At 39.7% G+C, this 26,104-nt stretch carries 24 protein-coding genes and 1 tRNA gene; 12 read left to right on the forward strand and 13 right to left on the reverse strand.

Annotation, left to right across the window (positions count from 1 at the left end; translation table 11 throughout):
* Positions 1-12: 12 nt before the first annotated feature.
* The gene (gene fic / locus HG567_RS05510) at positions 13-546 is read left to right on the forward strand and encodes a protein adenylyltransferase Fic (protein WP_202139459.1); all 534 of its coding nucleotides are present in this window, start codon (positions 13-15) and stop codon (positions 544-546) included.
* Between the two features lie 243 nt (positions 547-789).
* Here fic and ybeY read toward each other — a convergent pair whose 3' ends face one another.
* From ybeY to HG567_RS05525, 3 genes are all read right to left on the reverse strand, one after another.
* Positions 790-1,212, reverse strand: coding sequence for an rRNA maturation RNase YbeY (gene ybeY, locus HG567_RS05515; RefSeq protein WP_202139460.1), 423 nt, complete (start codon positions 1,210-1,212; stop codon positions 790-792).
* A gap of 55 nt (positions 1,213-1,267) precedes the next feature.
* Positions 1,268-1,762, reverse strand: a complete 495-nt coding sequence (locus HG567_RS05520; RefSeq protein ID WP_079341935.1) for a flavodoxin — start codon at positions 1,760-1,762, stop codon at positions 1,268-1,270.
* Positions 1,763-1,853: 91 nt separating this feature from the next.
* Complete coding sequence (locus HG567_RS05525; protein ID WP_202139461.1) at positions 1,854-2,435, reverse strand: DedA family protein; 582 nt, start codon at positions 2,433-2,435, stop codon at positions 1,854-1,856.
* A 126-nt stretch (positions 2,436-2,561) separates the two neighbouring features.
* Between HG567_RS05525 and ccoS the strand changes: the two genes are divergently transcribed.
* Positions 2,562-2,753 (forward strand): cbb3-type cytochrome oxidase assembly protein CcoS, encoded by a 192-nt coding sequence (gene ccoS, locus HG567_RS05530; protein WP_001090949.1) that lies wholly within the window; start codon positions 2,562-2,564, stop codon positions 2,751-2,753.
* Between the two features lie 25 nt (positions 2,754-2,778).
* Positions 2,779-3,750: an NAD(P)-binding domain-containing protein gene (locus HG567_RS05535; protein WP_202139462.1), complete on the forward strand. Its 972-nt coding sequence runs from the start codon at positions 2,779-2,781 to the stop codon at positions 3,748-3,750.
* A 6-nt stretch (positions 3,751-3,756) separates the two neighbouring features.
* Here HG567_RS05535 and HG567_RS05540 read toward each other — a convergent pair whose 3' ends face one another.
* Complete coding sequence (locus HG567_RS05540) at positions 3,757-4,917, reverse strand: HP1165 family MFS efflux transporter (protein WP_202139463.1); 1,161 nt, start codon at positions 4,915-4,917, stop codon at positions 3,757-3,759.
* Positions 4,918-4,980: 63 nt separating this feature from the next.
* Between HG567_RS05540 and pgi the strand changes: the two genes are divergently transcribed.
* Both pgi and hofH read left to right on the forward strand, forming a co-directional pair.
* On the forward strand, positions 4,981-6,618 hold the full coding sequence (pgi, locus tag HG567_RS05545) for a glucose-6-phosphate isomerase (RefSeq protein WP_078303502.1): 1,638 nt from the start codon (positions 4,981-4,983) through the stop codon (positions 6,616-6,618).
* 307 nt (positions 6,619-6,925) lie between these two features.
* Positions 6,926-8,341, forward strand: coding sequence for an outer membrane beta-barrel protein HofH (hofH, locus tag HG567_RS05550; RefSeq protein ID WP_202163726.1), 1,416 nt, complete (start codon positions 6,926-6,928; stop codon positions 8,339-8,341).
* 422 nt (positions 8,342-8,763) lie between these two features.
* On the opposite strand, the gene HG567_RS05555 is transcribed toward hofH, so the two are convergent.
* Entirely contained in the window at positions 8,764-10,857 is a 2,094-nt protein-coding gene (locus HG567_RS05555) for a carbon starvation CstA family protein (RefSeq protein WP_202163727.1), read from the reverse strand.
* Positions 10,858-11,036: 179 nt separating this feature from the next.
* Here HG567_RS05555 and HG567_RS05560 point away from each other — a divergent pair, with 179 nt between their 5' ends.
* From HG567_RS05560 to HG567_RS05580, 5 genes are all read left to right on the forward strand, one after another.
* A complete protein-coding gene (locus HG567_RS05560; RefSeq protein ID WP_202139465.1) occupies positions 11,037-11,690 on the forward strand; it encodes an amino acid ABC transporter permease in 654 nt (217 codons plus the stop codon).
* A gap of 1 nt (position 11,691) precedes the next feature.
* A complete protein-coding gene (locus HG567_RS05565) occupies positions 11,692-12,363 on the forward strand; it encodes an amino acid ABC transporter permease (RefSeq protein ID WP_202139466.1) in 672 nt (223 codons plus the stop codon).
* Between the two features lies 1 nt (position 12,364).
* Positions 12,365-13,111, forward strand: a complete 747-nt coding sequence (locus tag HG567_RS05570; protein WP_202139467.1) for an amino acid ABC transporter ATP-binding protein — start codon at positions 12,365-12,367, stop codon at positions 13,109-13,111.
* Positions 13,112-13,160: 49 nt separating this feature from the next.
* Positions 13,161-13,994 carry a transporter substrate-binding domain-containing protein gene (locus HG567_RS05575; protein ID WP_022577039.1) on the forward strand — a complete coding sequence of 278 codons (834 nt, stop codon included), beginning with the start codon at positions 13,161-13,163 and terminating at the stop codon, positions 13,992-13,994.
* Between the two features lie 121 nt (positions 13,995-14,115).
* Complete coding sequence (locus HG567_RS05580) at positions 14,116-14,667, forward strand: hypothetical protein (RefSeq protein WP_202163728.1); 552 nt, start codon at positions 14,116-14,118, stop codon at positions 14,665-14,667.
* A gap of 302 nt (positions 14,668-14,969) precedes the next feature.
* Here the strand turns inward: HG567_RS05580 and HG567_RS05585 are convergent, their stop codons facing one another.
* From HG567_RS05585 to HG567_RS05615, 8 genes are all read right to left on the reverse strand, one after another.
* The gene (locus HG567_RS05585) at positions 14,970-16,193 is read right to left on the reverse strand and encodes a sugar MFS transporter (protein WP_079369466.1); all 1,224 of its coding nucleotides are present in this window, start codon (positions 16,191-16,193) and stop codon (positions 14,970-14,972) included.
* A 128-nt stretch (positions 16,194-16,321) separates the two neighbouring features.
* Complete coding sequence (locus HG567_RS05590; RefSeq protein WP_079362070.1) at positions 16,322-17,629, reverse strand: NCS2 family permease; 1,308 nt, start codon at positions 17,627-17,629, stop codon at positions 16,322-16,324.
* A 485-nt stretch (positions 17,630-18,114) separates the two neighbouring features.
* Positions 18,115-20,016: an outer membrane protein gene (locus tag HG567_RS05595; RefSeq protein ID WP_202163729.1), complete on the reverse strand. Its 1,902-nt coding sequence runs from the start codon at positions 20,014-20,016 to the stop codon at positions 18,115-18,117.
* 152 nt (positions 20,017-20,168) lie between these two features.
* Positions 20,169-20,396, reverse strand: a complete 228-nt coding sequence (locus HG567_RS07785; protein WP_237392952.1) for a hypothetical protein — start codon at positions 20,394-20,396, stop codon at positions 20,169-20,171.
* Positions 20,397-20,472: 76 nt separating this feature from the next.
* The gene (gene deoD / locus HG567_RS05600) at positions 20,473-21,174 is read right to left on the reverse strand and encodes a purine-nucleoside phosphorylase (protein ID WP_000187699.1); all 702 of its coding nucleotides are present in this window, start codon (positions 21,172-21,174) and stop codon (positions 20,473-20,475) included.
* On the reverse strand, positions 21,171-22,412 hold the full coding sequence (locus HG567_RS05605) for a phosphopentomutase (RefSeq protein WP_202139471.1): 1,242 nt from the start codon (positions 22,410-22,412) through the stop codon (positions 21,171-21,173). The genes deoD and HG567_RS05605 overlap by 4 nt, the downstream gene beginning before the upstream one ends.
* Before the next feature lie 11 nt (positions 22,413-22,423).
* Positions 22,424-23,680 (reverse strand): NupC/NupG family nucleoside CNT transporter, encoded by a 1,257-nt coding sequence (locus HG567_RS05610; RefSeq protein WP_202139472.1) that lies wholly within the window; start codon positions 23,678-23,680, stop codon positions 22,424-22,426.
* Positions 23,681-23,780: 100 nt separating this feature from the next.
* Positions 23,781-23,858, reverse strand: a tRNA-Met gene (locus HG567_RS05615).
* Positions 23,859-24,031: 173 nt separating this feature from the next.
* Here HG567_RS05615 and HG567_RS05620 point away from each other — a divergent pair.
* Both HG567_RS05620 and HG567_RS05625 read left to right on the forward strand, forming a co-directional pair.
* The gene (locus tag HG567_RS05620) at positions 24,032-25,324 is read left to right on the forward strand and encodes an MFS transporter (protein WP_338153970.1); all 1,293 of its coding nucleotides are present in this window, start codon (positions 24,032-24,034) and stop codon (positions 25,322-25,324) included.
* Between the two features lie 18 nt (positions 25,325-25,342).
* Entirely contained in the window at positions 25,343-26,104 is a 762-nt protein-coding gene (locus HG567_RS05625; protein WP_000312843.1) for a tRNA 2-thiocytidine(32) synthetase TtcA, read from the forward strand.

The raw sequence follows: 26,104 nt of genomic DNA on the forward strand, positions 1-26,104 counted from the left end.
AAAATCAGCACGATGCATTTAGACAGGCAGAGTTTAGAAAAAGCCAAGCATTTGATCCAAAGCGGTCTGATTGACACCATAGAAGTAGGCACGATCAAGGGCTTGCAAGAAATCCATCGGTTTTTGTTTGAAGGGTTGTATGAATTTGCCGGGAAAATCAGGGATAAAAATATTTCTAAAGGGAATTTCAGGTTCGCTAATTGCTTGTATTTGGATTTGATTTTACCCAGAATTGAGAGCATGCCACAAAGCAATTTCAATCAAATCATAGAAAAATATGTGGAAATGAATATCGCTCACCCTTTTTTGGAGGGTAATGGCAGAGCGACTAGAATATGGCTTGATTTGTTGCTTAAAAAGGAATTGAAAAAAATCGTGCTTTGGGATAGGATTGATAAAGCCGCTTATTTGAGCGCTATGGAAAGGAGTCCTGTGAATGATTTGGAAATCAAAACGCTTTTAAAAAAATATTTGAGTTCTAATACCAACGATCCCTTAACTCTCATTAAAGGCATCACGCAGTCGTATTATTATGAAGGGCTTTGAAAAAATACTAAAATCATTTTTTATAATCCAATACGAAAGAGTTTGACGCTAGTCAAGAGATAGTTTTTTATAATGCGATCTTAGGGGATTAGTGGGATTTAGTTGGGGGTTGTAGGAGGAAATGTTTTACCTCCTCCCCCCTTTACTATAAAATAAAATTTAAAATATAAGACAAAATAATTAAAGCCCCATTTTAAAAGAAATTAAAAGCTTTATTTGTCAGCATTAGTAGAGCATCTAAACCTAATCCTGTGTGCGTTCAATCAAACTCAAAGGCAAGTTAAAAATTTTAATGAGTTCGCTCTCTTTTTGGCGTTGTTCGCCTTGATCTTTTTCATGGTCATAGCCTAACAAGTGCAACACCCCATGAATGAATAAAAGAGCGATCTCCTCTTCTAATCTATGCCCTAATTTCAGGGCGTTTTCTTGAGCTAATGGCGCATTAATCACCACGCTCCCTAAAGGGGTGTGAGGGATCGCTTCTAAAGGGAAGCTCAAAACATCGGTAGCGTAATCGCAACCCCTTAAATCCCTGTTGATTTCTCGCATGGTTTCATCGCTCACCAAAACAAGCTCAATGATTTGAGTGGGGGCTAAAACATTTGCGATTTTTTCTAATAATAAAAAGTCTGATTCTAGTGGGGTTCGGTTGTCTATTTCTAGCATCAACAAGATATAAAAAGAAGTTTAAAAAAGCCCTAAAATTTAGGGCTTATAAAGATTAAGCGAAAGAACCTTTAACTTGTTCTACCCATTTTGAAATCCTCTCATCAGTGAGATCGTCTTGATTGTCTTCATCAATCACAAGACCCACAAATTTACCTCCTTCTACCGCTTTAGAAGCTTCAAAATGATAACCATCAGTGGGAGTTTGCCCTACCACTTTGCCGGCTTTAGCTTTTTCATAAATGTGGAAAATACCTTCCGCAAAAGTTTCGCTGTAAGTGTCTTGATCGCCTAAGCCTACAAGTCCAATGGTTTTATTCGCAAAGTCGCTCGCTTCTAGTGTGCCTAAAAAGTCTTCCCAATCTGTTTGCAAATCGCCCGCACCAGCTGTTGGAGCGACTAGAATAACCTTTGCAAAGCCATTAAATTGCTCTTTAGAAGCCTTAGCCACATCAATCACTTCCGCATTACCAATAGCCTTGCTGATTTTTTCAGCGATAGCTTCAGCGTTCCCGCTGTCTGTCCCAAAAAAGATACCAATTTTTCCCATGTTCTCAATCCTTGTATTTAAAGATATTAACGCACCCGCTTCATGCGAATGCTTGTGGGCGTAGTCTAGCGCATTTAATTAAACATCTTGCTTAAAAACCCATTTTGCGCGAATATCGTTTCAATAAAAACCATATTAAAAGCGCTATAAGAACAAAACTTATGATAAAAAACGAAGTGTAATGAGAAAGCCTTTCGTACAGCGTTTTCACCCAATCGCTCGCTTTAAAAGAAACGCTCCCCACGATTAACGCCCACAAAAAACTGGAAAAAACATTAAGCCATAAAAATCTTTTTAAAGGGTATTTGCTAAAACCAATTGCCAAAGGCACAACGCTTTTAATCCCATAGAGATATTTATTGACAAAAATCATTAAAAAAGCGTAGCGTTTCACCCACAAACTCGCTAAAGCAAGCTTTCTTCTATGCTTTTGGAAATACTTTAAAAACTCTCTTTTTTGATAGCGGGCAAAGATTACAAGAGCCCCACTCCCTACCATGTTTCCTAAAAAAGCGACTAAAATCGTTATTTTTATATCCAAAGCGTGCGTGGTAGCGCTCAAAATAGAGGCGATGACAATCCCCACATACCCACCCCCTAAAGAATATAAAAACAAAATAAGATAACCCCACTCTTTAAAGCCCTCTTGAAAACGCAACAACGCTTCTTGCATAAAAACCCTCTTTTGATTCGTTTTTATTTTCATGTTATCCAAACTTATTCAACCTATTGGTGATTTAAACGCTATCTTTTAGTATAATAATCAGTTCATGCAATCCTAATCATAAAGATTAAAGAGATGAATACAGAAATTTTAACCATCATGTTAGTTGTCTCAGTGCTTATGGGATTGGTAGGCTTAATAGCGTTTTTATGGGGGGTTAAAAGCGGTCAGTTTGACGATGAAAAACGCATGCTTGAAAGCGTGTTGTATGACAGCGCGAGCGATTTGAACGAAGCGATTTTACAAGAAAAACGCCAAAAGAATTAAAAAGAATTAAAATAAAAGGATAGGAATGAACCAAGAAATTTTAGACGTGTTGATAGTGGGTGCAGGGCCTGGGGGCATTGCCACGGCCGTAGAATGCGAAATAGCCGGCGTTAAAAAAGTGCTTTTATGCGAAAAAACCGAAAGCCATTCAGGCATGCTGGAAAAGTTTTATAAAGCCGGTAAAAGGATTGATAAAGATTATAAAAAGCAAGTCGTAGAGCTTAGAGGGCATATCCCCTTTAAAGACAGCTTTAAAGAAGAGACTTTAGAGAATTTCACTAACCTTTTAAAAGAGCACCGCATCACGCCAAGCTATAAAACCGATATTGAGAGCGTGAAAAAAGAAGGCGAATACTTTAAAATCACCACCACTTCTAACACAACCTATCATGCTAAATTTGTGGTGGTTGCGATCGGGAAAATGGGCCAGCCAAACCGCCCTACTTATAAAATCCCTGTTGCACTCTCTAAACAAGTGGTTTTTAGCATCAATGATTGTAAGGAAAATGAAAAAACCCTTGTGATCGGCGGAGGCAATTCAGCGGTGGAATACGCCATTGCTTTGTGCAAAACCACCCCTACCACCCTCAATTACCGCAAAAAAGAATTCAGCCGCATCAATGAAGACAACGCTAAAAACTTGCAAGAAGTCCTAGACAATAACACGCTTAAAAGCAAGCTTGGAGTGGATATTGAAAGCCTAGAAGAAGATAACACTCAAATTAAGGTGAATTTCACCGATAACACGAGCGAGAGTTTTGATCGCTTGCTGTATGCGATCGGTGGCTCTACCCCTTTAGAGTTTTTTAAACGCTGTTCTTTAGAATTAGATCCTAGCACCAATATCCCTGTAGTGAAAGAAAATTTAGAGAGCAACAATATCCCTAATTTGTTCATCGTGGGCGATATTTTATTCAAATCAGGGGCGAGCATCGCTACCGCACTCAATCATGGCTATGATGTCGCTTTAGAAATCGCTAAAAGGTTGCACTCTTAAAGCCGCTCACTCATCAAACGGCTTAGCCTTATACAAAAAGAAAAAGAGCATGAGAAGCGTTAGGGCAAAATGCATGGTGATGATAGTTAGGGGCGAGAAGTAACGCAGTTCCAAACTGCTGAGCGATAAAACTAATACAGAGACCACACGCACACAGCTTGATAAAAGCGATGAGAGCGATGAAATGTTGTTTTTAGAAACGAATTTGGAGAATTGATACCCCAAGCAATAACTCATGTAAGCAAAAAACGCCACCATGAGTGCATACACCCCTATGAAACAATAAGGGATATTGCTAAGCAATAAGGGGCTAACGCCTAGCAACACCAAAAGCGAACTCAGGGCGATTTTTTGGCTGTAATTTTTGGCTTTTAAAAAATGAATGAGGATAGAAATCACTTGAAAAGCGATATAAAACACAAAAAGGTATTGCTCTTTAACGCCTTGTTTTAAAAAATACGCTTGCCACATTTGAAAATGGCTCATAAAAAAGACGGGCGTAATCAAATGCCCCACTAATAAAATTTTAAGCTTGGGGTTATCTTTAAGCTCTTTAAGGCTGCCTTTGACTTGCTCTTTTAGGAGTTTCAGGCTTTTTTGGCTTTTAAAATCCCCTTCTTTCTCTTTAAAATAAATGATGATCGTTAGTGCACAGAGCATGATTAAAAAAATCCCCACGATATACAGCATCGCATGGATTTTGAGATACAAAAACGATCCCAAAGAGCTCCCTATAATCATGCCTAAATAAGCGATTTGATTGTTTTTGGCTAAAAACTTGGATAAATCTTTTTTATTTTCTTTAATGTCTGTGATGAGTGAAGCTTCAATCGTGCCGCTAGAGCATGCGCTATACAAACCATACAACCCCCACGCTAAAAGCATGAGGATAAAACTATCAAAAAACAGCACAAACGAAAAACTAGCGATTAAAAAGGCATTAGAAACCAGGAATAGGTTTTTCCGGCTCATCAAATCCGCTAAAACACCGCTTGGGTATTCAGCCACCAGCACGCAAAAGCTAAAAAAGGTTTGCACGAGCAAGATTTCACTCAAACTAAGCCCTTTAGAAAGCAACAAGGGGGTTAAAATCGCATGGGGCAAGCTTTGAGCGATGATTAAGAGAAAATTCGCCCCATAGTAAGCTAAAATGTTTTTTCTTAACATTTGAAAATTGTAACTAAAACTAGCTTATAATAGAGCGTTATATCTTTTCATTAAGGGGTATTGATGCTAACCCAATTAAAAACTTATCCAAAATTACTCAAACATTATGAAGAAATTAAAGAAATGCACATGCGCGACTGGTTTTCTAAAGACAAAGAGCGAGCGAGCCGTTATTTCGTGCAATTGGAAAGCTTGAGCTTGGATTATTCCAAAAACCGCCTGAACGATACCACTTTAAAGCTTCTTTTTGAATTAGCGAATGACTGCTCTTTAAAAGAAAAGATTGAGGCGATGTTTAAGGGCGAAAAAATCAACACCACCGAAAAAAGGGCCGTTTTACACACCGCTTTAAGAAGCTTGAATGACACTGAAATTTTACTAGACAACATGGAAGTGTTAAAAAGTGTTAGGAGCGTTTTAAAACGCATGCGAGCCTTTAGCGATAGCGTGAGGAGCGGTAAAAGATTAGGCTATACCAATCAAGTGATCACCGATATTGTCAATATCGGCATTGGGGGGTCAGATTTGGGCGCTTTAATGGTTTGCACCGCCTTAAAACGCTACGGCCACCCGAGATTAAAAATGCATTTTGTGTCTAATGTGGATGGCACACAGATTTTAGACGTTTTGGAAAAAATCAATCCGGCTAGCACGCTTTTTATCGTGGCTTCCAAGACTTTTTCCACTCAAGAAACCTTAACCAACGCCCTAACCGCTAGAAAATGGTTTGTAGAAAGAAGCGGCGATGAAAAGCATATCGCTAAACACTTTGTAGCGGTATCCACCAATAAAGAAGCCGTCCAACAATTTGGCATTGACGAGCATAACATGTTTGAATTTTGGGATTTTGTAGGGGGGCGCTATAGCTTGTGGTCGGCTATTGGCTTATCCATTATGATCTATTTAGGGAAGAAAAATTTTAACGCTCTTTTGAAAGGAGCGTATTTGATGGATGAGCATTTTAGAAACGCCCCTTTTGAAAGCAATTTACCCGTTTTAATGGGGCTAATTGGCGTGTGGTATATCAATTTTTTCCAATCCAAAAGCCATTTAATCGCTCCTTACGATCAGTATTTAAGGCATTTCCCTAAATTCATTCAGCAATTAGATATGGAAAGTAATGGCAAACGCATCAGCAAAAAAGGCGAAATCATCCCCTATGACACCTGCCCTGTTGTTTGGGGCGATATGGGCATTAACGCTCAGCATGCCTTTTTCCAGCTCTTGCATCAAGGCACGCATTTAATCCCCATTGATTTTATCGCTTCCTTAGATAAAAAGCCTAACGCTAAAGGCCACCATGAGATTTTATTCAGCAATGTTTTAGCGCAAGCGCAAGCCTTCATGAAAGGCAAAAGCTATGAAGAAGCGCTTGGGGAATTGCTTTCTAAAGGCTTAGACAAAGATGAAGCCAAAGATTTAGCCCACCACAGGGTGTTTTTTGGCAACCGCCCCTCTAATATCCTTTTATTAGAAAAGATTTCACCAAGCAATATTGGGGCGTTAGTGGCTCTTTATGAGCATAAAGTCTTTGTGCAAGGGGTTATTTGGGATATTAACAGCTTTGATCAATGGGGCGTGGAGCTTGGGAAAGAGTTAGCCGTGCCGATTTTACAAGAATTAGAAGGGCATAAAAGCAACGCTTATTTTGACAGCTCCACTAAGCATTTAATAGAATTGTATAAGAATTACAACCAATAGGCTTTGTTTTATAACCAGATAAAACCTAAAAAACGATAAAACAAGGCTTAACCCCCATTCTCAAGCGCTCCATTCAAAATAATCCGTTAATCATAACGGATTTTATCGCCATATATTAGCCATTTGAATTTAAAGAGAGTAAATTTTCCACAAATTAATCGTTTTTAGCTTTTAAAAGCTTGACTTTCTCATCATACGCATTATTTTACATATTATAATTATTTCAAAGCTAAGAATAATAAAAACTAAAGAATAGATTTATCTTTAAAAGCATTTGCATTTATCAATCTCATTTCAGGAGGCATGCATGAAAAAGGCAAGTCAGGTTTTATTCTTTGGGGCATTTTTAAGCTCTTCTTTACAAGGTTTTGAAGCTAAGCTCAACGGCTTTGTGGATCAATCCAGCACGATCGGTTTTAACCAGCATAAAATCAATAAAGAAAGAGGCATCTACCCTATGCAGCAATTCGCAACGATTGCAGGCTATTTAGGGCTTGGTTTTAGCCTGTTACCCAAAAAGGTTTCAGATCATGTTCTAAAAGGCAAAATAGGGGGCATGGTCGGATCTATTTTCTATGACGGCACGAAGAAGTTTGAAGACGGCTCTGTGGCTTACAACCTCTTTGGTTATTACGATGGGTTCATGGGGGGTTATACAAACATCTTACAAAGCGATGATTTAGCGACAGAAAACATGAAATACAACCAGAATGTCCGCAATTATGTCTTTAGCGATGCGTATTTGGAATACGCTTATAAGAATTATTTTGAAATAAAAGCCGGACGCTATCTCTCCACTATGCCTTATAAAAGCGGTCAAACGCAAGGCTTTCAAGTCTCTGGGCAATACAAGCATGCGCGCTTGACTTGGTTTAGCTCTTTTGGGAGGGCGTTCGCTTACGGTTCGTTTTTGATGGATTGGTTTGCCGCACGGACCACTTATAGCGGAGGCTTTACCAAAAACGATAAGGGAGGTTATGATAGCCATGGGCGAAAGGTGCTTTATGGCACGCATGCGGTGCAACTCACCTATAAACCCCAGCGTTTTTTGGTGGAAGCTTTTTATTACTTTTCGCCTCAAATCTTTAACGCTCCGGGCGTTAAGATCGGTTGGGACTCTAACCCCAATTTTAGCGGCACAGGTTTTCGCTCAGATACGAGCATCACAGGGTTTTTCCCCATTTACTACCCTTGGATGATTGTTAAAGCGGATGGGAGTCCGGTCTATAAATACGACACGCCAGCCACTCAAAACGGGCAAAATCTCATGATTCGCCAACGCTTTGATATAAACAATTACAATGTTTCCATCGCTTTTTATAAAGTCTTTCAAAACGCTAATGGTTGGATAGGCAACATGGGGAATCCAAGCGGTGTGATCATGGGGAGTAACAGCGTCTATGCGGGTTTTACAGGCACAGCCCTTAAAAGAGATGCTGCTACCATTTTCCTTTCTTGTGGCGGCACTCATTTTGCCAAAAAATTCACATGGAAATTCGCCACACAATACTCCAATTCAGTAGTCTCTTGGGAAGCGAGAGCGATGATCTCTTTAGGTTATAAATTCACTGAATACTTGAGCGGTAGCGTGGATCTTGCATATTATGGCGTGTATACTAACAAAGGCTTTAAACCGGGTGAAAACGGGCCTGTGCCTAAAGACTTCCCCGCCCTTTATTCTGACAGGAGCGCGTTATACACGGCTCTAGTAGCATCTTTTTGATGCTACCCTATGATTATGGTAGGCATCATTTTGATGCTACGATCACAAAACATGATAGGCGTCATTTTGACGCTATGATCACAAAATATAGTAGGCGTCATTTTGACGCTATGATCACAAAATATAGTAGGCGTCATTTTGACGCTATGATCACAAAAGATAGTAGGCGTTTTTTTGACGCTGTTTCTCTAGTCTTATATATAAAATTTCTTTTCAAGCAAAAGCCCTTTTTTAAATCATACCCATCTAAGCAAAATATCCATTATCTTCATCATCTTTAAAATTGAGCTTTTTAAAAAGCAAGCGATAGCTTTTTAAAAACTAGAGCAGAAACCCCAAACGCCTTTAGCGTTTGCACACTTCACAAACAGGGTCAAACTTTTTTCAATGGATTTAAAGGGGGGTTAAAACCCCCTTTTTATTCAAGCGGCTTTAATATAGGGCGTTTCAGCCAGCGGTGGGTAAATTTGATTTTTAAAATAAGCGTTTGAGCAAATCCTAACGCTCACTATTAAAACCAGTAGCGCTACAAGCATGAAAAACACGCACAAAATCGCATCAATCGCATGGTTAAAAAAGGATTTTTGGAGCGTTTTTAGCGCTTTTTCATCGGTAGTGGTAGCCATTTTTTCTTTGATGATTTGCATTTGCGCCACATGCGAAACGTTATTAAGCACGCTATCATCACTCTTTGGCATTACTTTTAAAATACCGCTATAAAAAGTGATAAATAAAATCAAAACTGCCGGCAAGGTGCTTACCATTGCCCCCTTAAAACGCCCCATTTTAAACAACACCACCGTAACCAACAACAACGCCATGCCCGCTAACATCTGATTACTCACGCCAAATAAAGGCCATAGCGTATAAATCCCCCCTTTAGGATCGATCGTGCCTTGATACAAGAAATACCCCCACCCTGCCACACACAAAAGAGTGGCAAAAATCCCAGCCTTATAAGAGCTAAGATCGCCCAAAGGCTTATAAACATTACCGAGCAGATCCTGAATCATGAAACGAGCGGTTCGTGTGCCAGCATCCACAGCGGTTAAAATGAACAAAGCTTCAAACAAAATCGCAAAATGGTACCAAAACGCCATCACGCTTGGATCCCCTAAAATGTGATACACGATCATCGCTAAACCGATCGCAAAAGTGGGCGCCCCACCGGTGCGGCTCAAAATGGAGCTTTCACCGATGTTTTTGGTCATCTCACGGATTTCTTCGGCGCTGATGCTAAACCCCCATGAGCTAATCACTGAAGCCGCATCAGCTATATCTTTACCGATGCTCACTTCTGGGGAATTGATAGCGAAATAAAGCCCTGGGTGTAAAATCCCTGCACACACCAACGCCATAAGAGCCACAACGCTCTCCATCACCATAGAGCCATAGCCCACTAGCCTGGCGTCGCTTTCTTTAGCGAGCATTTTAGGGGTCGTTCCTGAAGAAATTAAAGCATGAAAGCCGCTAATCGTCCCGCAAGCCACCGTGATAAACAAGAAAGGGAACACGCTTCCTGCAAACACAGGCCCACTGCCATCTACAAAGGGCGTGATTTTAGGGATTTGTAAAGGCGGAGCGACAAAAACAATAGCCACAACCAACACCCCTATAACGCCAATTTTTAAAAAAGTGCTTAAATAATCTCGTGGAGCGAGTAAAAACCATACCGGTAAAATAGAAGCCACAAACCCATAGCCCATGATCATCCACGCTAAAGAACTAGCCTCAAAAGTGAATATTGACGCTAATTTAGGATCTAAAGAAACGTATTTACCCGCATAAATCGCTATAATCAATAGGATAAATCCAATAACAGAAACTTCCAAAATCTTATGCGGCCTGAAAAACCGCATGTAAAGCCCCATAAGAATCGCAATGGGAATGGTCATAGCGATCGTAAAAAAGCCCCAAGGCGAATGCGCCAAAGCCTTCACCACCACCATCGCTAAAATCGCAATGATGATGAGCATGATCCCTAAAATCCCAAGACTTGCGATCATGCCTACAAATTGACCCATTTCAAGCTTGATCATTTCGCCTAAAGACTTGCCATCGCGCCTAATAGAAGCAAAAAGCACCACAAAATCATGCACGCAACCCCCTAAAACCGAGCCTATCAAAATCCATAAGATAGAAGGCAAGTAACCCATTTGAGCGGCTAGTATCGGGCCTACTAAAGGGCCAGCCCCAGCAATAGCGGCGAAATGATGCCCAAAGGTGATGGCTTTATCGGTTGGCACAAAATCCTTGCCGTCATTCCTTACGCATGCGGGCGTGGCTCTGTTATCGTCTAGCTTTAACACCTTATAAGCGATAAAATGGCTATAAAAACGATAGCCTATGCTATAAATACAAGCGCTCGCTACTACAAGCCATAGCGTGTTAATGCTCTCGCCCTTGTGTAAGGCTAACACCCCTAAACAGATCGCCCCTAAAATAGCGACAAAGACCCAAGCCAAAGAAACTAAACTTTTTTGCATGTCCTCTCCATTTAATGATTGTTTAATCATTGTTGTTAATTTCAGCCAGTTTTTTTATTATAATCCAAATTTTCTTTGAATAGTGGCAAAATAGCTCATAAACTTCCCGCTTAAAGGCTTGGGTTTTCCAAACTTCTAACAATTAGGGTGAATAAGAGCTGTTTTTAAACATGATGCTTTAAAGCGTCATTAATTTAAGGTATAGCGTTATGGCATTAGATTGGGATTTTATGTTTCACTCCATCCCTATGTTTCTTAAGGGGTTAGAACTCACGCTTTATATTTCTTTTTTTGGGATTTTACTCTCTCTTTTGGTGGGGTTTTTGTGCGCGATCGTTTTGTATTTTAAAACGCATTTCATCTCTCCTATCGTCTATATCTATGGCGAAATCGCTAGGAACACGCCCCTACTCATCCAGCTTTTCTTTTTGTATTACGGGTTGAATGAAATCGGTTTGAGCGCTTTAGAATGCGCGATTTTAGCGTTAGGGTTTTTGGGTGGGGGGTATATGAGTCAAAGTTTTTTGCTTGGGTTTAAGAGCTTGGCTTCCATTCAAAGAGAAAGCGCTTTGAGTTTAGGGTTTAGCCCTTTGAAAATGATGTATTATATTATTCTGCCTCAAAGTTTAAGCGTTTCTATGCCTTCTATAGGGGCGAATGTGATTTTTTTACTCAAAGAAACTTCGGTAGTGGGCGCGATAGCCCTAACCGATATCATGTTTGTGGCGAAAGATTTTATTGGCATTTATTATAAAACGACTGAAAGCCTTTTGATGTTAAGCCTCACTTATTTGATCGCTTTGCTCCCTTTAAGCGTTTTGTTTGTGATCTTAGAGCGTTCTTTTAAAAAGAAAGTGGCTTAAAATGGGAGTTTTGTTAGAGTTAGACAACCTTAAGCGTTTGTTAGAAGGGTTTGAAACCACGCTTTTAATCGCTCTTAGCTCTGCAATGATTTCAATCATTATTGGAATGCTTTTAGGGAGTTTGATGGCGTTTGGCTCTAAAATAATGGTTTTAGCGTGTCGTGTGTATTTAGAAAGCATTCGCATTATCCCGCTTTTAGCATGGCTTTTTATTGTGTATTTCGGGTTAGCGAGCTGGTTTGATTTGCATATTAGCGCGGTTTTGGCAAGCATCATTGTTTTTAGCTTGTGGGGTGGCGCTGAAATGATGGATTTAACTAGAGGGGTTTTAACTTCCGTGAGCAAACACCAAATAGAAAGCGCTCTAGCCTTAGGCTTAGATTCAAAAAAGGTGATTTTTAATATTATTTTCCCTCAAAGCTTTTTGTCTTTATTGCCCTCAAGCCTTAATTTATTCACACGCATGATTAAAACCACAGCCTTAGTCTCTCTCATTGGAGCGATTGATTTGTTAAAAGTGGGCCAGCAAATCATAGAGCTTAACCTCTTACGCATGCCCAATGCGAGCTTTGTGGTTTATGGCGTTATCTTAATGTTTTATTTTAGTTTATGCTATAGTTTGAGCCTGTATAGTTCCTATTTAGAAAAAAAATTCCAATACATTAGAGGGTAAAATGAGCGCGATTTTAGAAACCAAAGGGTTAAAAAAAACCTATCAAAGCCATTTGGTTTTAGACGGCATTAATTTCACTTTAAATAAGGGTGAAGTGGCAGTGATTTTAGGGCCTAGCGGGTGCGGGAAAAGCACTTTTTTAAAGTGTTTGAACGGGCTTGAAAAGATTGATGAAGGTGAAATCCTTTTTGAAAACGCTAACCTTAATACGCCAGCCACTAACTGGAATCAAATGCGCCAAAAAATAGGCATGGTGTTTCAAAATTATGAATTGTTCCCGCATTTAAATGTGTTAGATAATATCTTACTCGCTCCTTTAAAAGTGCAAAAACGATCCAAAGATGAGATCATTTCTCAAGCCGTAGAGCTTTTAAAGCGAGTGGGTTTGGAGCATAAACAACAAGCTTACCCTAAAGAATTGAGCGGCGGGCAAAAACAACGAGTAGCGATCGTGCGTTCTTTGTGCATGCGGCCAAAAATCATGCTTTTTGATGAAGTAACCGCCTCATTAGACCCTGAAATGGTTAAAGAAGTTTTAGAAGTGATTTTAGAGTTAGCCACAACGGGCATGAGCATGGTGATTGTAACGCATGAAATGAAATTCGCACAAAAAATCGCTCATAAAATCGTGTTTTTTGATAGCGGTAAAATCGCTGAAGAAAACAGCGCTAAAGAATTTTTTAACCACCCGAAATCTCAAAGAGCACAAAAATTTTTAGAAACTTTCCATTTTTTAGGGAGCTGTTAAATAAAGTTTGCTAAAAAGATGATTTTAATTTCAAAAAAAAGGTGTTTTTATGAAAACGAACGGGCTTTTTAAAATGTGGGGGCTATTTTTAGTTTTAATCGCTTTAGTCTTTAATGCATGTTCTGATAGCCATAAAGAAAAAAAGGACGCTTTAGAAGTCATTAAACAAAGAGGGGTTTTAAAAGTGGGGGTTTTTAGCGATAAGCCTCCTTTTGGATCTGTGGATTCTAAAGGGAAATATCAAGGCTATGATGTAGTCATTGCTAAACGCATGGCCCTTGATTTATTGGGCGATGAAAATAAGATTGAGTTTATTCCTGTAGAAGCTTCAGCTAGGGTGGAATTTTTAAAAGCCAATAAAGTGGATATTATCATGGCTAATTTCACGCGCACCAAAGAAAGAGAAAAAGTCGTGGATTTCGCTAAGCCGTATATGAAAGTCGCTTTAGGGGTGATTTCTAAAGATGGGGTCATTAAAAACATAGAAGAATTGAAAGATAAAGAGTTGATTGTGAATAAAGGCACGACAGCGGATTTTTATTTCACTAAAAATTACCCCAATATCAAACTTTTGAAATTTGAGCAAAACACAGAGACTTTTTTAGCCCTTTTAAACAATAAGGCTACCGCTCTAGCCCATGACAACACTTTGTTGCTCGCTTGGGCGAAACAACACCCTGAGTTTAAATTAGGCATTACAAGCCTTGGCGATAAAGATGTGATCGCTCCAGCGATTAAAAAAGGCAACCCTAAGCTTTTAGAATGGTTGAATAACGAGATTGATTCCCTCATTTCTAGCGACTTTTTAAAAGAAGCTTACAAGGAAACTTTAGAGCCTGTTTATGGCGATGAAATCAAACCGGAAGAAATTATTTTTGAATGATTTCTTTAGGCTTTGATTTCTTGACAGAGTGCGTTTTTGTTGCTAAATTAGCAATTTTGTGATCTTTTTGTTTTTAATTTTGAGATATATTTGTTTGATTTTACATTGAAAGGATTTGTTGATGAGTTGTTTTTATAAGCGTTGTTTGAAATTTTCATTAATTGGGTTGCTAGGGTTTTTGAGCGTTCAGCTTGACGCTAGGAGTTTTGTTGATGGGGATTTAGACATTCAAAAATTCAGCTATGAAGATTCTCTGCTTAAAAAGGGAGATCCTAATGGCACACATAAGGTTCAGGTGCGAGATTATAAGGGCAAAATGCAAGAAGCTGAGATCCACTCAGAAATACGCATTGCGCTTAAACCGGGGGTTAAAAAAGAAGTTAAAAAAGGCAAGATTTATAGCGCTCAAATCAATGATGGCATGTGCTATGCTTTTAGAATGCTCCAAACCGGCGATAATACCACAGGTCTTGATTCTAAAGAGTTCCCCAAGCAAAGCCGTGAAAAAAAGGGGCGAGTGATCACTTTAATCGGTAAAGATGAAGTGCCTTATCTTATTTTAGAAACCGATTGCCAAGTGGGTGATATTGCAAAGATCTCTTTGGTGGGTAATTTTGATGGCACTGGGTTTCTTACGGAATATAAATTTAAAGACGCTAAACCCATTTACTAGTCTTTATTCTTCGCTTCATTCTTAAAATCTCTTAATCTTTTGTGGTTAGGAGATTTTTCTTATCATTAGTGGTGTTTATGATCGCATCTTAAAAATTTTAAAAACCCTGTTTGTGTTTTTGCCTCAAGTTGTTAAAAAAGCTCTGTCCTCATCAAATACTGACAACTAAACCCCTTATAGAGCGCTTGCTTGATTAAAGTCAAGCTCTTTAATTATTGGTTATAAAAAATATTTTTTGGCATTTTTAAATTTTTAAAACAAGCTAAAAGAAAGAAAATAAAAGAGAAACCCCCCCCTTTTTTTTAGGAGTTTTCTTCTTGCTTATACCCTTTAAGCGCAAAGAAGAGGATATAAAAATAGCACAATAACGGCACACCATAAGCGTAGAGCAAATTTGATTCGGTCGCTGTTAGCATGTCTGTAACCGCACCTTGAATGGGGGGGATTAACGCCCCTCCCACAATCGCCATGCTAATCACTCCAGAAGCCTTAGAAGTGAGATGCCCCAAATTGAGCGTAGCCAAAGAAAAGATGGTAGGGAACATGATAGAGTTGAAAAAGCCCACAAAAGTCAGAGCGAATAAAGCGATCTTGCCTCCAACGATAATGGCTAAAGCGATAAGCACGATAGAACTTAAGGCGTTGAAAGCCAGGTATTTATTAGGGGCAATTTTATTCATCAAAACACTGCCTAAGAAACGGCCCACCATCGCGCCTCCCCAATAATACACCAAGTAATGCGCGCTTGATTGAGGGTCTAAATTCAAAAGCTTTTCAAAGCTTAGCACCAAGAATGAGCCAATCGCCACTTCTCCGCCCACATAAAAAAAGATCCCTAAAGCCCCAAAAACAAAGTGTTTGTGCGAAAACAGGCTTTTTTGCGTCGTTTCTTTGGGCATTTCTTTTTCCACATCAGGCAATTTCAAAAGATACATGATGAGCGCTAAAAGAAGCGAAAACACCGCCAAGCCCAAATAAGGCATTTGAACGCTTTTAGCGTCCGCTAATTTGTCTATCAAACTTGCATTATCGCCCATTTTAGTCGTGCTAAAAATCAACAAGCTCCCAAAAATAGGCCCTAAAGTTGTGCCAAGCGAATTGAACGCCTGGACTAAAACCAGGTTTCTGGCTTCTTTACCTTTAGAAAGCAAGGTTACAAAGGGATTACCAGCGGTTTGCAAGCACACAATCCCGCTCGCTAAAATAAACAACGCTCCTAAAAAAAACCCGTAAGAGCCAAAATGCGCCGCTGGGTAAAACAACGCGCACCCAGTCGCTGTGATCACAAAACCAAGCACCACGCCAAAAGGGTAGCCGATTTTACTGATCACATTCCCAAAAACGCCTCCCATGATGAAATACGCCCCAAAAAAGCAAAATTGAATGAGCGAAGCTTCAAAATAGGTCAAGTCAAAAATGGGCTTTAAGTGTGGGATTAAAATGTCGTTTAAAACCGTGATAAAACCCATTAGAAAGAATAGCGCTGTCAAACTCCCCAGCGCCAAAGTGTTAGAAGTTTTTTGCATACCTTCTCCTTTTTTATTGAGTTGATATAATAATAATGATATTACAATTATTTTAAGATAATAATCTGTCTAAATAAAGAAAAAGAGGCATGAAATGGGTAAAAAATGCAAAGCCCCTTAAAAAGAGCTTAACGAAAGATAAATACAGAAACAGAAATGATGCAGAGAATGATGATGCCTGAATTGAGCGCTTTGAAGTCTTTTTGAACCAATTTGATGATACCATAAGACAAAAAGCCAAAGGCTAAGCCATCGGCAATGGAGAAAGTTAAAGGCATCATCACCACGGTTAAAAAAGTGGAGACGCTAATGGCCATGTCTTTAAAATTCACCCCCTCTAACACGCTAAACATCAAAACCCCTACTACCACTAGTACCGGATAAATCGCATTGCCAGGAATGGCTTTTAAAAGAGGCAAGCAAAAGAGCGTTAAAACAAAAAATAGCCCGGTAAAAACCGCTGTAAGCCCTGTGCGTCCCCCCTCTTCAACCCCACTCGCGCTTTCTATAAAAGCGGTCGTGGTAGAAACGCCCACCACCGCGCTCCCTAAAGAAGCCACCGCATCCGCTTCCAAAGTCTTTTCCAATTCCTTATTTTTTTCTTCATCATTGAAAAAATCAGTCTTGTGGCCAATCCCTGCAAGCGTGCCTAAAGAATCAAACAAATCGGTTACAAAAAAAGTGATGATGACTGGCACTAACGCTAAAGTGAAAGCCCCACTCGCATCAAAAAAAATGCCCTTAAAGTCTAATTGAAAGGCGATAGGGCCAATGCTAGCGGGCATGGAAAAAAATTCGCTAGGGTAAGGGGCTAGCTTTAAAACCCATGCGAGAATGGAAGTGATTAAGACTGCTATAATGAAAGAACCCCTGATTTTGAGCGTGTAGAGCGCGAAAGTTAGAATGATCCCCACAACCCCCAATAACACATGCGGATCGCCAAAATCGCCTAAGGTTACAAGCGTAGCCTTATGGGTAACGACAATATGCATTTCTTTAAGGCCAATGAATGCGATAAAAGCCCCTATCCCCGCGCTCACCGCACGCCTTAAATCGCTAGGAATGCTTCGCATGACCCAACTTCTAAATTTAGTGAAAGACAAAATCACAAAAATCGCTCCAGAGAGCGCTACGATGCCTAAAGCGCTCTGCCAAGGGAGTTTTAGCCCTTGAACCAACCCGAAGCTAAAATAAGCTGACAACCCTAAGCCCACGCTCATAGCGATGGGGGTGTTTGCCCATAACCCGTTAAACACGCTCGATAAGATAGTGATAATGGCAGTCGCACTTAAAAGGGCTTCATAAGGCATGTTGGCGTGAGAAAGGATAAGAGCGTTTAAGGGCACGATGTAAATCATGGTGATAAAGGTCGTTAAACCCGCTCTAAACTCGGTGGCAATGTTCGTGTTGTGTTCTTTAAGCTTGAAAAACCCCATGTTAGATAACTCCTTACTATTTGGTATAGATTAATTTAATAAGGGGCTTTGGGGTCATGCTAGCGCTATTTTATTTTAAATTGCCTTAAGATGCTTGATTGTGTTGTTTCAATCAAAAGAAGTGAGTAAAAAACCCTTTTTTTTTAAAACATCCGCTAAAAAATAATCGTTTTAACGAAAATTGCAAAAAAGCTCATCTTGTAAGGTAATTTCACTCTTTAGTGGTTTTTGAGAGCGTTTTTTAAATTTGATTGGTATTGGTTTTAAGAGAGATTGTTATAAAACAAAGACCCCCATAAGTCGGATTTATGGGGATAAATTCTAAAAAGGAGTTTGCCATGGAAAACTAAAAACGAAAAATAAAAATGGCGGAAACATTATACCTTAAAATTTCATTTTTGGGTTTAATGACTGTTTTTTGAAAATTTTTAGCTTTAGAGGTTTTTTAGAAGTTTAACCCCCCCCCTTTTTTAAAAAGAGGGTTTTTAATAAGCAAACACATAATTGAGATACACGCTATAAAGCCTTCTATATTCTAGTTTAGTGTCTAGAAAAGAATAGTAATTCGTGTTAATGGTAGGGATTTTCACGCCCAATTCCATGCCATGTTGTGCGGAATGATCGCTGTCTTTTTTCTTAGGCCTAGCGAGATTGATTCTTAAACCCAAATTGAATAAGAATTGGAAGTTAGCCGTATTCACTTTAGCGCTATAGACATTGCTGATGGTTTTTAAATTCACGAATTGAGAATTAAGCCACGAAGTCCCTGCTAAGGCGATACCTCCAAAAAGCCCAAAAGAAATCTGGTTATTCTTGCCTAAGAAGTTGGTGTTTTTATCATTGATGAAATTAAACAATAAATCACTACCCACCCCATAAGTCCACACATCAGAAGCCGAATTAAAGAAGCTTGATTTGATGTAGGCGTGGTTGTAATCAAAGAAACCATAATACCTTAACCCCCATCTTTTCTTTTCTCCAAAAAATTGTTTATAACCCACCTGCACCCCAAGGCCATTCATCGCCCCGTTATTGGTTTGAGAGCTAATGATGCCCACTCGTTTGAAGGGGTTATGACCGAGTTCTTGAACAATAGTGTTAGCTAGGGTTTGCGCTTGATTGATTTGTGGCGTTTGGCTAGAAAAAGAAGCGTTGCTACTTTCTAGCGAAGTTAGAGTTTGTTTCACGCCCGTGCAACCTTTCCCCCAAGTGTTATTAGAAACGCTCTCACTTGAAGCATTCGCGCTGCATTCTTCTATATAGTTTTTAAGAACTCCTGTAGAAATTCTATTAAAATCGCTCCCCACTTGATTGGCCAGTTTTAAAACCGCTGCTTGAGATTGAGCGTTTTTGAGCATGCTTTGAGCCAAAGCAACACTATTAGGGGAGTTAAGGTTAAAGTTATTGGGTTGTGCGATGCTTTTTAGTGGGGTAGCATTAAGCTGTTGGGTTTCTTGAACGATGTTTTGAGCGTTACTGATCATGTCTGAAATAGCGCTAAATTCCGTGCCAAAAACGCTGCACGAATTTTGGTTAGCGCTTGTTTGCCATGAAGGGGTGTTTGCACCATTAGTTCCACCATTGCTACTAGACTTCCCTTTCAATTGCGGGCAATTGTCTTGGAGGGTGTTGATGATGGTTTGCGCTTGGGTTAAAAGATTTTGCGCATCGTTAATATAAGTATTCTTTGTTTCAATTGTAGCATCAGCAGCATTATTGTTGTTATTATTGACATTAATGTTTTGAGCGTTGGTTGCTGTTTTAATGGTTACTTCCACCGTTTTTTTTGTATCGCTTAAAGCAGGGAGACCTTGTTTCAAAGCGGCTTGGATAATTTGATACGCTTTGTTGAGCGTTGCAAATTGTTCAATGGACAGATGAGAATTTTTGCCCGCTGGAAGAGTCCCTAAACCATTACTACCGCAAGTGATCGAATTTGAATTTTGTCCTGGTTGGTTGTAAAAAGTTTCTGTGGTGTTGTGATTGGGTTTATCCGTATAGCCTCCGCATATGACGGCATAAGCTATGCTATTCCATAACCCCACCGTGGATTTTAGCGCTAAAAGCGTGGCTTGATAGGCAGGGGAATTGTCTGTTTTATCAATTAAATTTTGTGCGCTTTTGTTTAAATTACCAATCGCTTGATTGATCGCTGTGGCGCTGTTTGCGTTAATCGCTTCTGGATTGGAATGGCTGTGATTAGCCAAAAGCTTGTTCAAGTTTTCATAAGCGTCTGAAAGTTTTTGTACCTTGTCGGCGTTTTTCACTTTTTGAACCGCTTCACCGATTTGATAACCCACGCTTAAAAAAACGCCGTTGTCTTCAGCATGGAGCAATGATGACGCAAGAGTTAGAGAAAGCAGAATCGTTTTTTTCGTTTTTTTCATAAGATGTTCCTTAAAGTAATGTTTTATTGCAAAATGTATAAAAATGAGAATTTATTTACAATGCGTTTAATTTTACCACAAATTTATTGGATTTCAAAAAAAGTTTTAGGGTGTTTTGACGCGCTCAATCAAGCTTTTAAGAGTGTTTTTAATTAATTGGGATTTGGTTTTAGAAAGATTGTTGTAAAATAAACGCCCCCATAAGTGCAATTATGGGGATAATTTTTAATGGGAGTTTGCCATGAAAACAGAAAATGGTAAAAACTCTTGGAAAACATTATACCTTGAAATTTCGTTTTTGGGGTGTAAAGTTGTTGTTTTATTGAAGCGGTAGTTTTGTCAAACGAAGTTTCTGTAAAACGATAGTTTTTGTTTTTCAAAAGTTCCCTTAAGGCTTTTAGCTTTAAGGGTTTTCCTTAAAAGTTTATCCTTAACTTATGGGGGCAACAAAAAAGGCTAACTCATCATCTCTAAAGCCAGAATTATCATGTTATCAAAGCTCTCTATTCTTTCTTTAGGGCTTAAGGCTTCTTTAGTGATTAAGTGATCTGAAACTGAGCATAAGCATAAAGCCTTAGCGTTCAATTCCATCGCCGTGGCGTATAACCCTGCCGCTTCCATTTCAATAGCCAAGTGGTTGTATTGGGCCATTAAATCAAAGGCGTGCGTTTCAAAAGAATAGAAAAAATCGCTTGAAAAAACATTGCCCACTTTCAAATCAATGCCCAAACGCTTTGCTGTTTGATACGCTCTTAAACTCAATTCAAAATCAGGCGTTGCGCTCAAATCGTGGTTTAAAAAACGCACCCGATTGGTTTTAGAATCCGTTGAAGCTCCCGTTGCCATGATAATGTCTTTCAGACCAACTTTTGGGCTAATCGCCCCGCAAGTGCCAATCCTTAAAAGCTCTTTAACCTGATAGGTTTTAATGAGTTCGGTAACATAAATCGTGCATGACGCAATGCCCATGCCATGCCCCATTAAAGAAATCCCCTTACCCTTATACTTCCCGCTAAAGCCTAGCATGTTACGCACATTCGTGATCTCTTTGGCGTCTTGTAAAAATTTTTTCGCAATGTAGCTCACCCTTAAGGGATCGCCGCACAAAAGGCATTGAGGATAAAAGTCGCCGATTTTGGCATTGATGTGAGGGGTCATGGTTGTCCTTTAAATTTTAGTAAGTTTTTGCCATAATCTAGGGGGCTTAATCCCAAAAAGTGAGCGATACTCTGCCCAATATCCGCAAACGACTCGCTCTTGCCTAAAAAGGCTGGTTGTAAATCCTTGTGATAGAACAAAACAGGAATGTATTCTCGTGTGTGATCGGTGCCTTTAAAGCTGGGATCACACCCATGATCGGCGCAAAGAATGAGCAAATCGTTTTCCCTTAAATTTTCTAAAACCTCTTTTAAGCGCAAATCAAAATACTCTAAAGCGTTAGCATACCCGCTAATATCGCGCCTATGCCCATAATCGCTATCAAAATGCACAAAATTCGTGAAAATCAAGCTGTTGTTTTTAGCGTTTTTGACTCGCTCTAAAGTCACATCGCATAATTCCATCAAACTACCGGCTTTGAACTTTTGAGTGATCCCCACATGAGCGTAAATATCAGCGATTTTTCCAATGCTAATGACTTCGCCTCGCTTTTCTTCAATGAATGTTTCAAAAAGCAATTTTTTATGGGGCTTTATCGCATAGTCTTTGCGATTGGCGGTGCGTTTGAAACTCTCTCTATTGGTGCCAATAAAGGGGCGTGCGATCACTCTGGCAATCTTTAAGGGCTCTAGAATTTGAAACACTTCTTCACAAAGGGCGTATAAATTATCCAGCCCAAACCTTTCTTCATGCGCAGCGATTTGAAACACCGAATCCGCTGAAGTGTAAAAAATGGGGTATAAAGTTTCTAAATGCTTTTCGCCTAAATCTTTAATGATTTCTGTCCCTGATGCGTGGCAATTCCCTAAATAGCCCTTAATCTTAGTTTTGTGCATGATTTCATCTAAAATCTCTTTAGGAAACGAATGGGTTTTGTCTTTAAAATACCCCCATTCAAAAAGAACGGGCACGCCCATCATCTCCCAATGTCCAGAAATCGTATCCTTAGCGCTAGAAAGTTCTTGCGCATAAGTGTAAGCCCCTATTAAATTGGGTTTCAATTCAAAGCCTAAGGGCAATTCATTTGCGGCTTTTAAAGCACTCAAACCTAAACCCAAACTCTCTAAATAAGGCAGTTTCAAAGCCCCATTGCGATCGTTAGAATTAGCCAAGTTATTAAAACAAGCCTTAGCGATATTGCCTAAAGTGTTCGCCCCCAAATCGCCAAAATCTTTAGCGTCTTCGCTAGCCCCTATACCAAAAGAATCCAATAATAAGATTACCACTCTTTTTTGCATGTTTTGTCCTTTTAATGAGCGTTTAGTCCTATGAATAACCCGGCGATAGTCGCGCTCATGAAATTAGAAAGCGTGCCTACAAGCACCGCTTTTAAAGCAAGCCTTATAATGAGATCCTTCTTTTTAGGCACTAAACTGCCAAGCCCTCCAATGAGCATAGCGACTGAGCTTAAGTTAGCGAACCCGCACAACGCAAAAGTGATGATCGCTTTAGTTTTCTCGCTCAAGATTAAAGGAGGGTTATCGCCCAAATAAGGCAAAAATTGCATATAGCCCACAAATTCATTGAGCGCGATTTTAATGCCTATGATTTCTCCAGCAATCCCAGCCTGACTCCACGGAATGCCTAACATAAAGGCTAAGGGTTTTAAGAGCGTGCCTAAAATCAACCCTAAAGACAAATGTTCCATGCCCAAAAACCCCCCTACAACCCCTAAAAGCCCGTTAATGAGCGCGAGCATTCCCACAAAGGCTAAAAGCATCGCTCCCACATGCAAGGCTAAATTTAGCCCTGTGCTTGCCCCATTAGCGATAGCTTCTATGGCGTTGACATGCTTTTCTGCAGAAGCATCTGCATGGCTAGAAATGGCTTCGTTTTGCGGGTAAATGATTTTAGCGAACAACAAACCCCCAGGAGCGGACATAAACGAAGCGGCGATTAAATAAGGCAAAGGAATGCCCATGCTCGCATACCCGGCTAACACAGGCCCCGCAACGCTAGCCATGCCCACGCACATGACCGCAAAAATCTCTGAATCGCTCATGCTTTTCAAATAAGGTTTAATGACTAAGGGCGCTTCGGTGTGCGCTACAAAAATATTAGCCGCTGCGCTCATGCTTTCTGCTTTAGAAGTGCCTAAGCATTTTTGCAACGCCCCGCCGATGAGATTGATCACTAAAGGCATGATTTTTAAATAATATAGAAGTGAAATCAAGCTAGCAAAAAAGATAATGATCGCTAAAACGTTGATCGCAAAGATAAAGCCTCCTATCCCTTGATCGCCCTTAGCGTTTGGAGCGAGATTGCCAAACAAGAAACGCACCCCCTCATAGCCGTAAGAAATCACGCTTTGTATGCCACTAGCTAAGCCTTGCAACATTTCTCTACCCAAAGGCACATATAAAGCCAACGCCCCTAAAGCCACTTGAATCACAAAGGCGCTGACAATCGTGCGATAATTTATAGCCCTTTTATTGCTAGAAAACACCCAAGCAATAAGAAAAAGCACCGCCATCCCTACAACACTAAAAAGAGAGCTAAAAATCATCGTCAAATCCCTAAAGAAATTAAAAGATGCAACGCTATTGTAGTTTAGGTTTGCTAAAAAAAAGATTAAATGAATATTAAATGAAGATTAAATCAAATCATGGTGTCAAGAGGGGGACTTGAACCCCCGACCTCCGGCTTATGAGACCAGCGCTCTAAACCAGCTGAGCTACCTTGACACAAGCAATTTTATAAAAAATAAAGAATGAGATTATACAAAAAATTTTCTTAAAAATCCATTAAAATTTTATTATCAATCCTACTTTCCTAAATTAATGATAGAAATTAGAGATTTTCTTGTAAAATACTACGCATGTTTAAGAAAATTTTTCCATTGGCGTTAGTGTCGTCGTTGCGGTTTTTAGGGCTTTTTATTGTTTTGCCTGTCATTAGTTTGTATGCGGATAGTTTCCATTCAAGCAGCCCCTTACTCGTGGGGTTGGCTGTGGGCGGAGCGTATCTCACGCAAATTATTTTTCAAACCCCCATGGGCATTCTTAGCGATAAAATCGGCCGTAAAGTGGTGGTTATGGTGTGCTTGTTGTTGTTTTTAGCTGGATCGTTAGTGTGCTTTATAGCGAATGATATTGTTTGGCTCGTTATAGGGCGCTTCATTCAAGGCATGGGGGCTTTAGGGGGGGTTGTTAGCGCGATGGTGGCGGATGAGGTGAAAGAAGAAGAGCGCACCAAAGCGATGGCGATCATGGGGGCGTTTATTTTCATTAGCTTCACCATAAGCATGGCGATAGGCCCTGGGGTTGTGGCGTTTTTTGGGGGGGCAAAATGGCTCTTCTTGCTCACGGCGATCTTAACTTTATTGAGTTTGTTGATGCTTTTAAAAGTTAAAGACGCTCCTAAAATTTCTTACCAAATCAAAAACATAAAAGCTTACCAACCCAACTCTAAAGCCTTGTATCTTTTATACATAAGTTCTTTTTTTGAAAAAGCGTTCATGACACTTATTTTTGTGCTGATCCCTTTAGCCTTAGTGAATGAATTTCATAAAGATGAAAGTTTTTTAATCTTAGTGTATGTGCCTGGAGCCTTATTAGGGGTTTTAAGCATGGGGATAGCGAGCGTTATGGCTGAAAAATACAATAAGCCTAAAGGGGTGATGCTTTCTGGCGTATTATTGTTTATTGTGAGTTATTTGTGCTTGTTTTTAGCCGACTCTAGCTTTTTAGGGAAATATTTATGGCTCTTTATTCTTGGGGTGGCGTTTTTCTTTATTGGCTTTGCCACCTTAGAGCCTATCATGCAATCTTTAGCGTCTAAATTCGCTAAAGCAAACGAAAAAGGCAAGGTTTTAGGGCAATTCACTACTTTTGGCTATTTAGGGAGCTTTGTTGGGGGCGTGAGCGGGGGGTTGAGCTACCATCATTTAGGCGTTTCTAACACAAGCTTAATCGTTGTAGCTTTAGGGCTTATTTGGGGGCTATCGCTCTTTTTACTCAACAACCCTTCCAAGCAAAAAAATGTCTATTTCCCCTTAGACGCTTATAATGAGGAACAATTTGAAACTTTAAGGGACAAAATCATTGAATGGTATGTTAATATTAGCGAAGAAATCATTATTGTGAAATATAATTCCGATCACATTAGCGAAGAAGAAATCATTCGCTTAGCGCGAAACTTTAGAAAATAAAACAATTAAGGATCAAAAATGGCCTATGAAATTTCCAAAAAAGTCTTACACATTGTAGGCAAGACCAACGCCGCTTACAAACTCATAGAAGAAGGCGATAAAATCTTGTTAGGATTGAGCGGGGGTAAGGATTCTATCATGCTCGCTTGCATCTTAGCCAGGATGCAAAAACATGCCCCTTTCAAATTTGATTTTAAAGCGGTTACCGTGCATTATGGTTTGGGCGAAGATTTAAAATGGTTGAGCGATTTGTGCCAAGAGCAAGGCATTGAGCATGAGATCATTTACACCCAAATCGCTGCCACCATCAACGAAAAACGCCGTGAAAAAAGCTCGTTTTGTTCGTTTTGTTCTCGTTTGAGGCGAGGGACTTTGTATTCTAAGGCTTTAGAAGAAGGCTATAATAAAGTCGCTATCGCGCACCATTTAGATGACGCCGTAGAGAGCTTTTTTATGAATTTCACTTATAACGGGAGTTTAAGGAGCATGCCCCCCATTTATAGGGCTGAAAACGGCTTATTGGTGATCCGCCCTTTGATTAAGGTTCGAGAAGCTAGTAGCATTCATTTTGTCACTTCTCAAAATATCCCTGTTGCTCCTGATTGCAATTGCCCAGCCAAACAGCCCACCTCTGATAAGCCTCCTATCGCGCGATTAGCCACTAAAAATTTCTTAAAAGAAATGCAAAACTTGCACCCTCGTTTCTTTGATAGCTTAGAAAATGCGTTCAATAATGTCCAAGCGAGCAGCTTTAGCGACGCTAGATATTTAGACGCTTAA

This window comes from Helicobacter pylori (genome assembly GCF_016755635.1).
GTDB lineage: Bacteria > Campylobacterota > Campylobacteria > Campylobacterales > Helicobacteraceae > Helicobacter > Helicobacter pylori_CQ.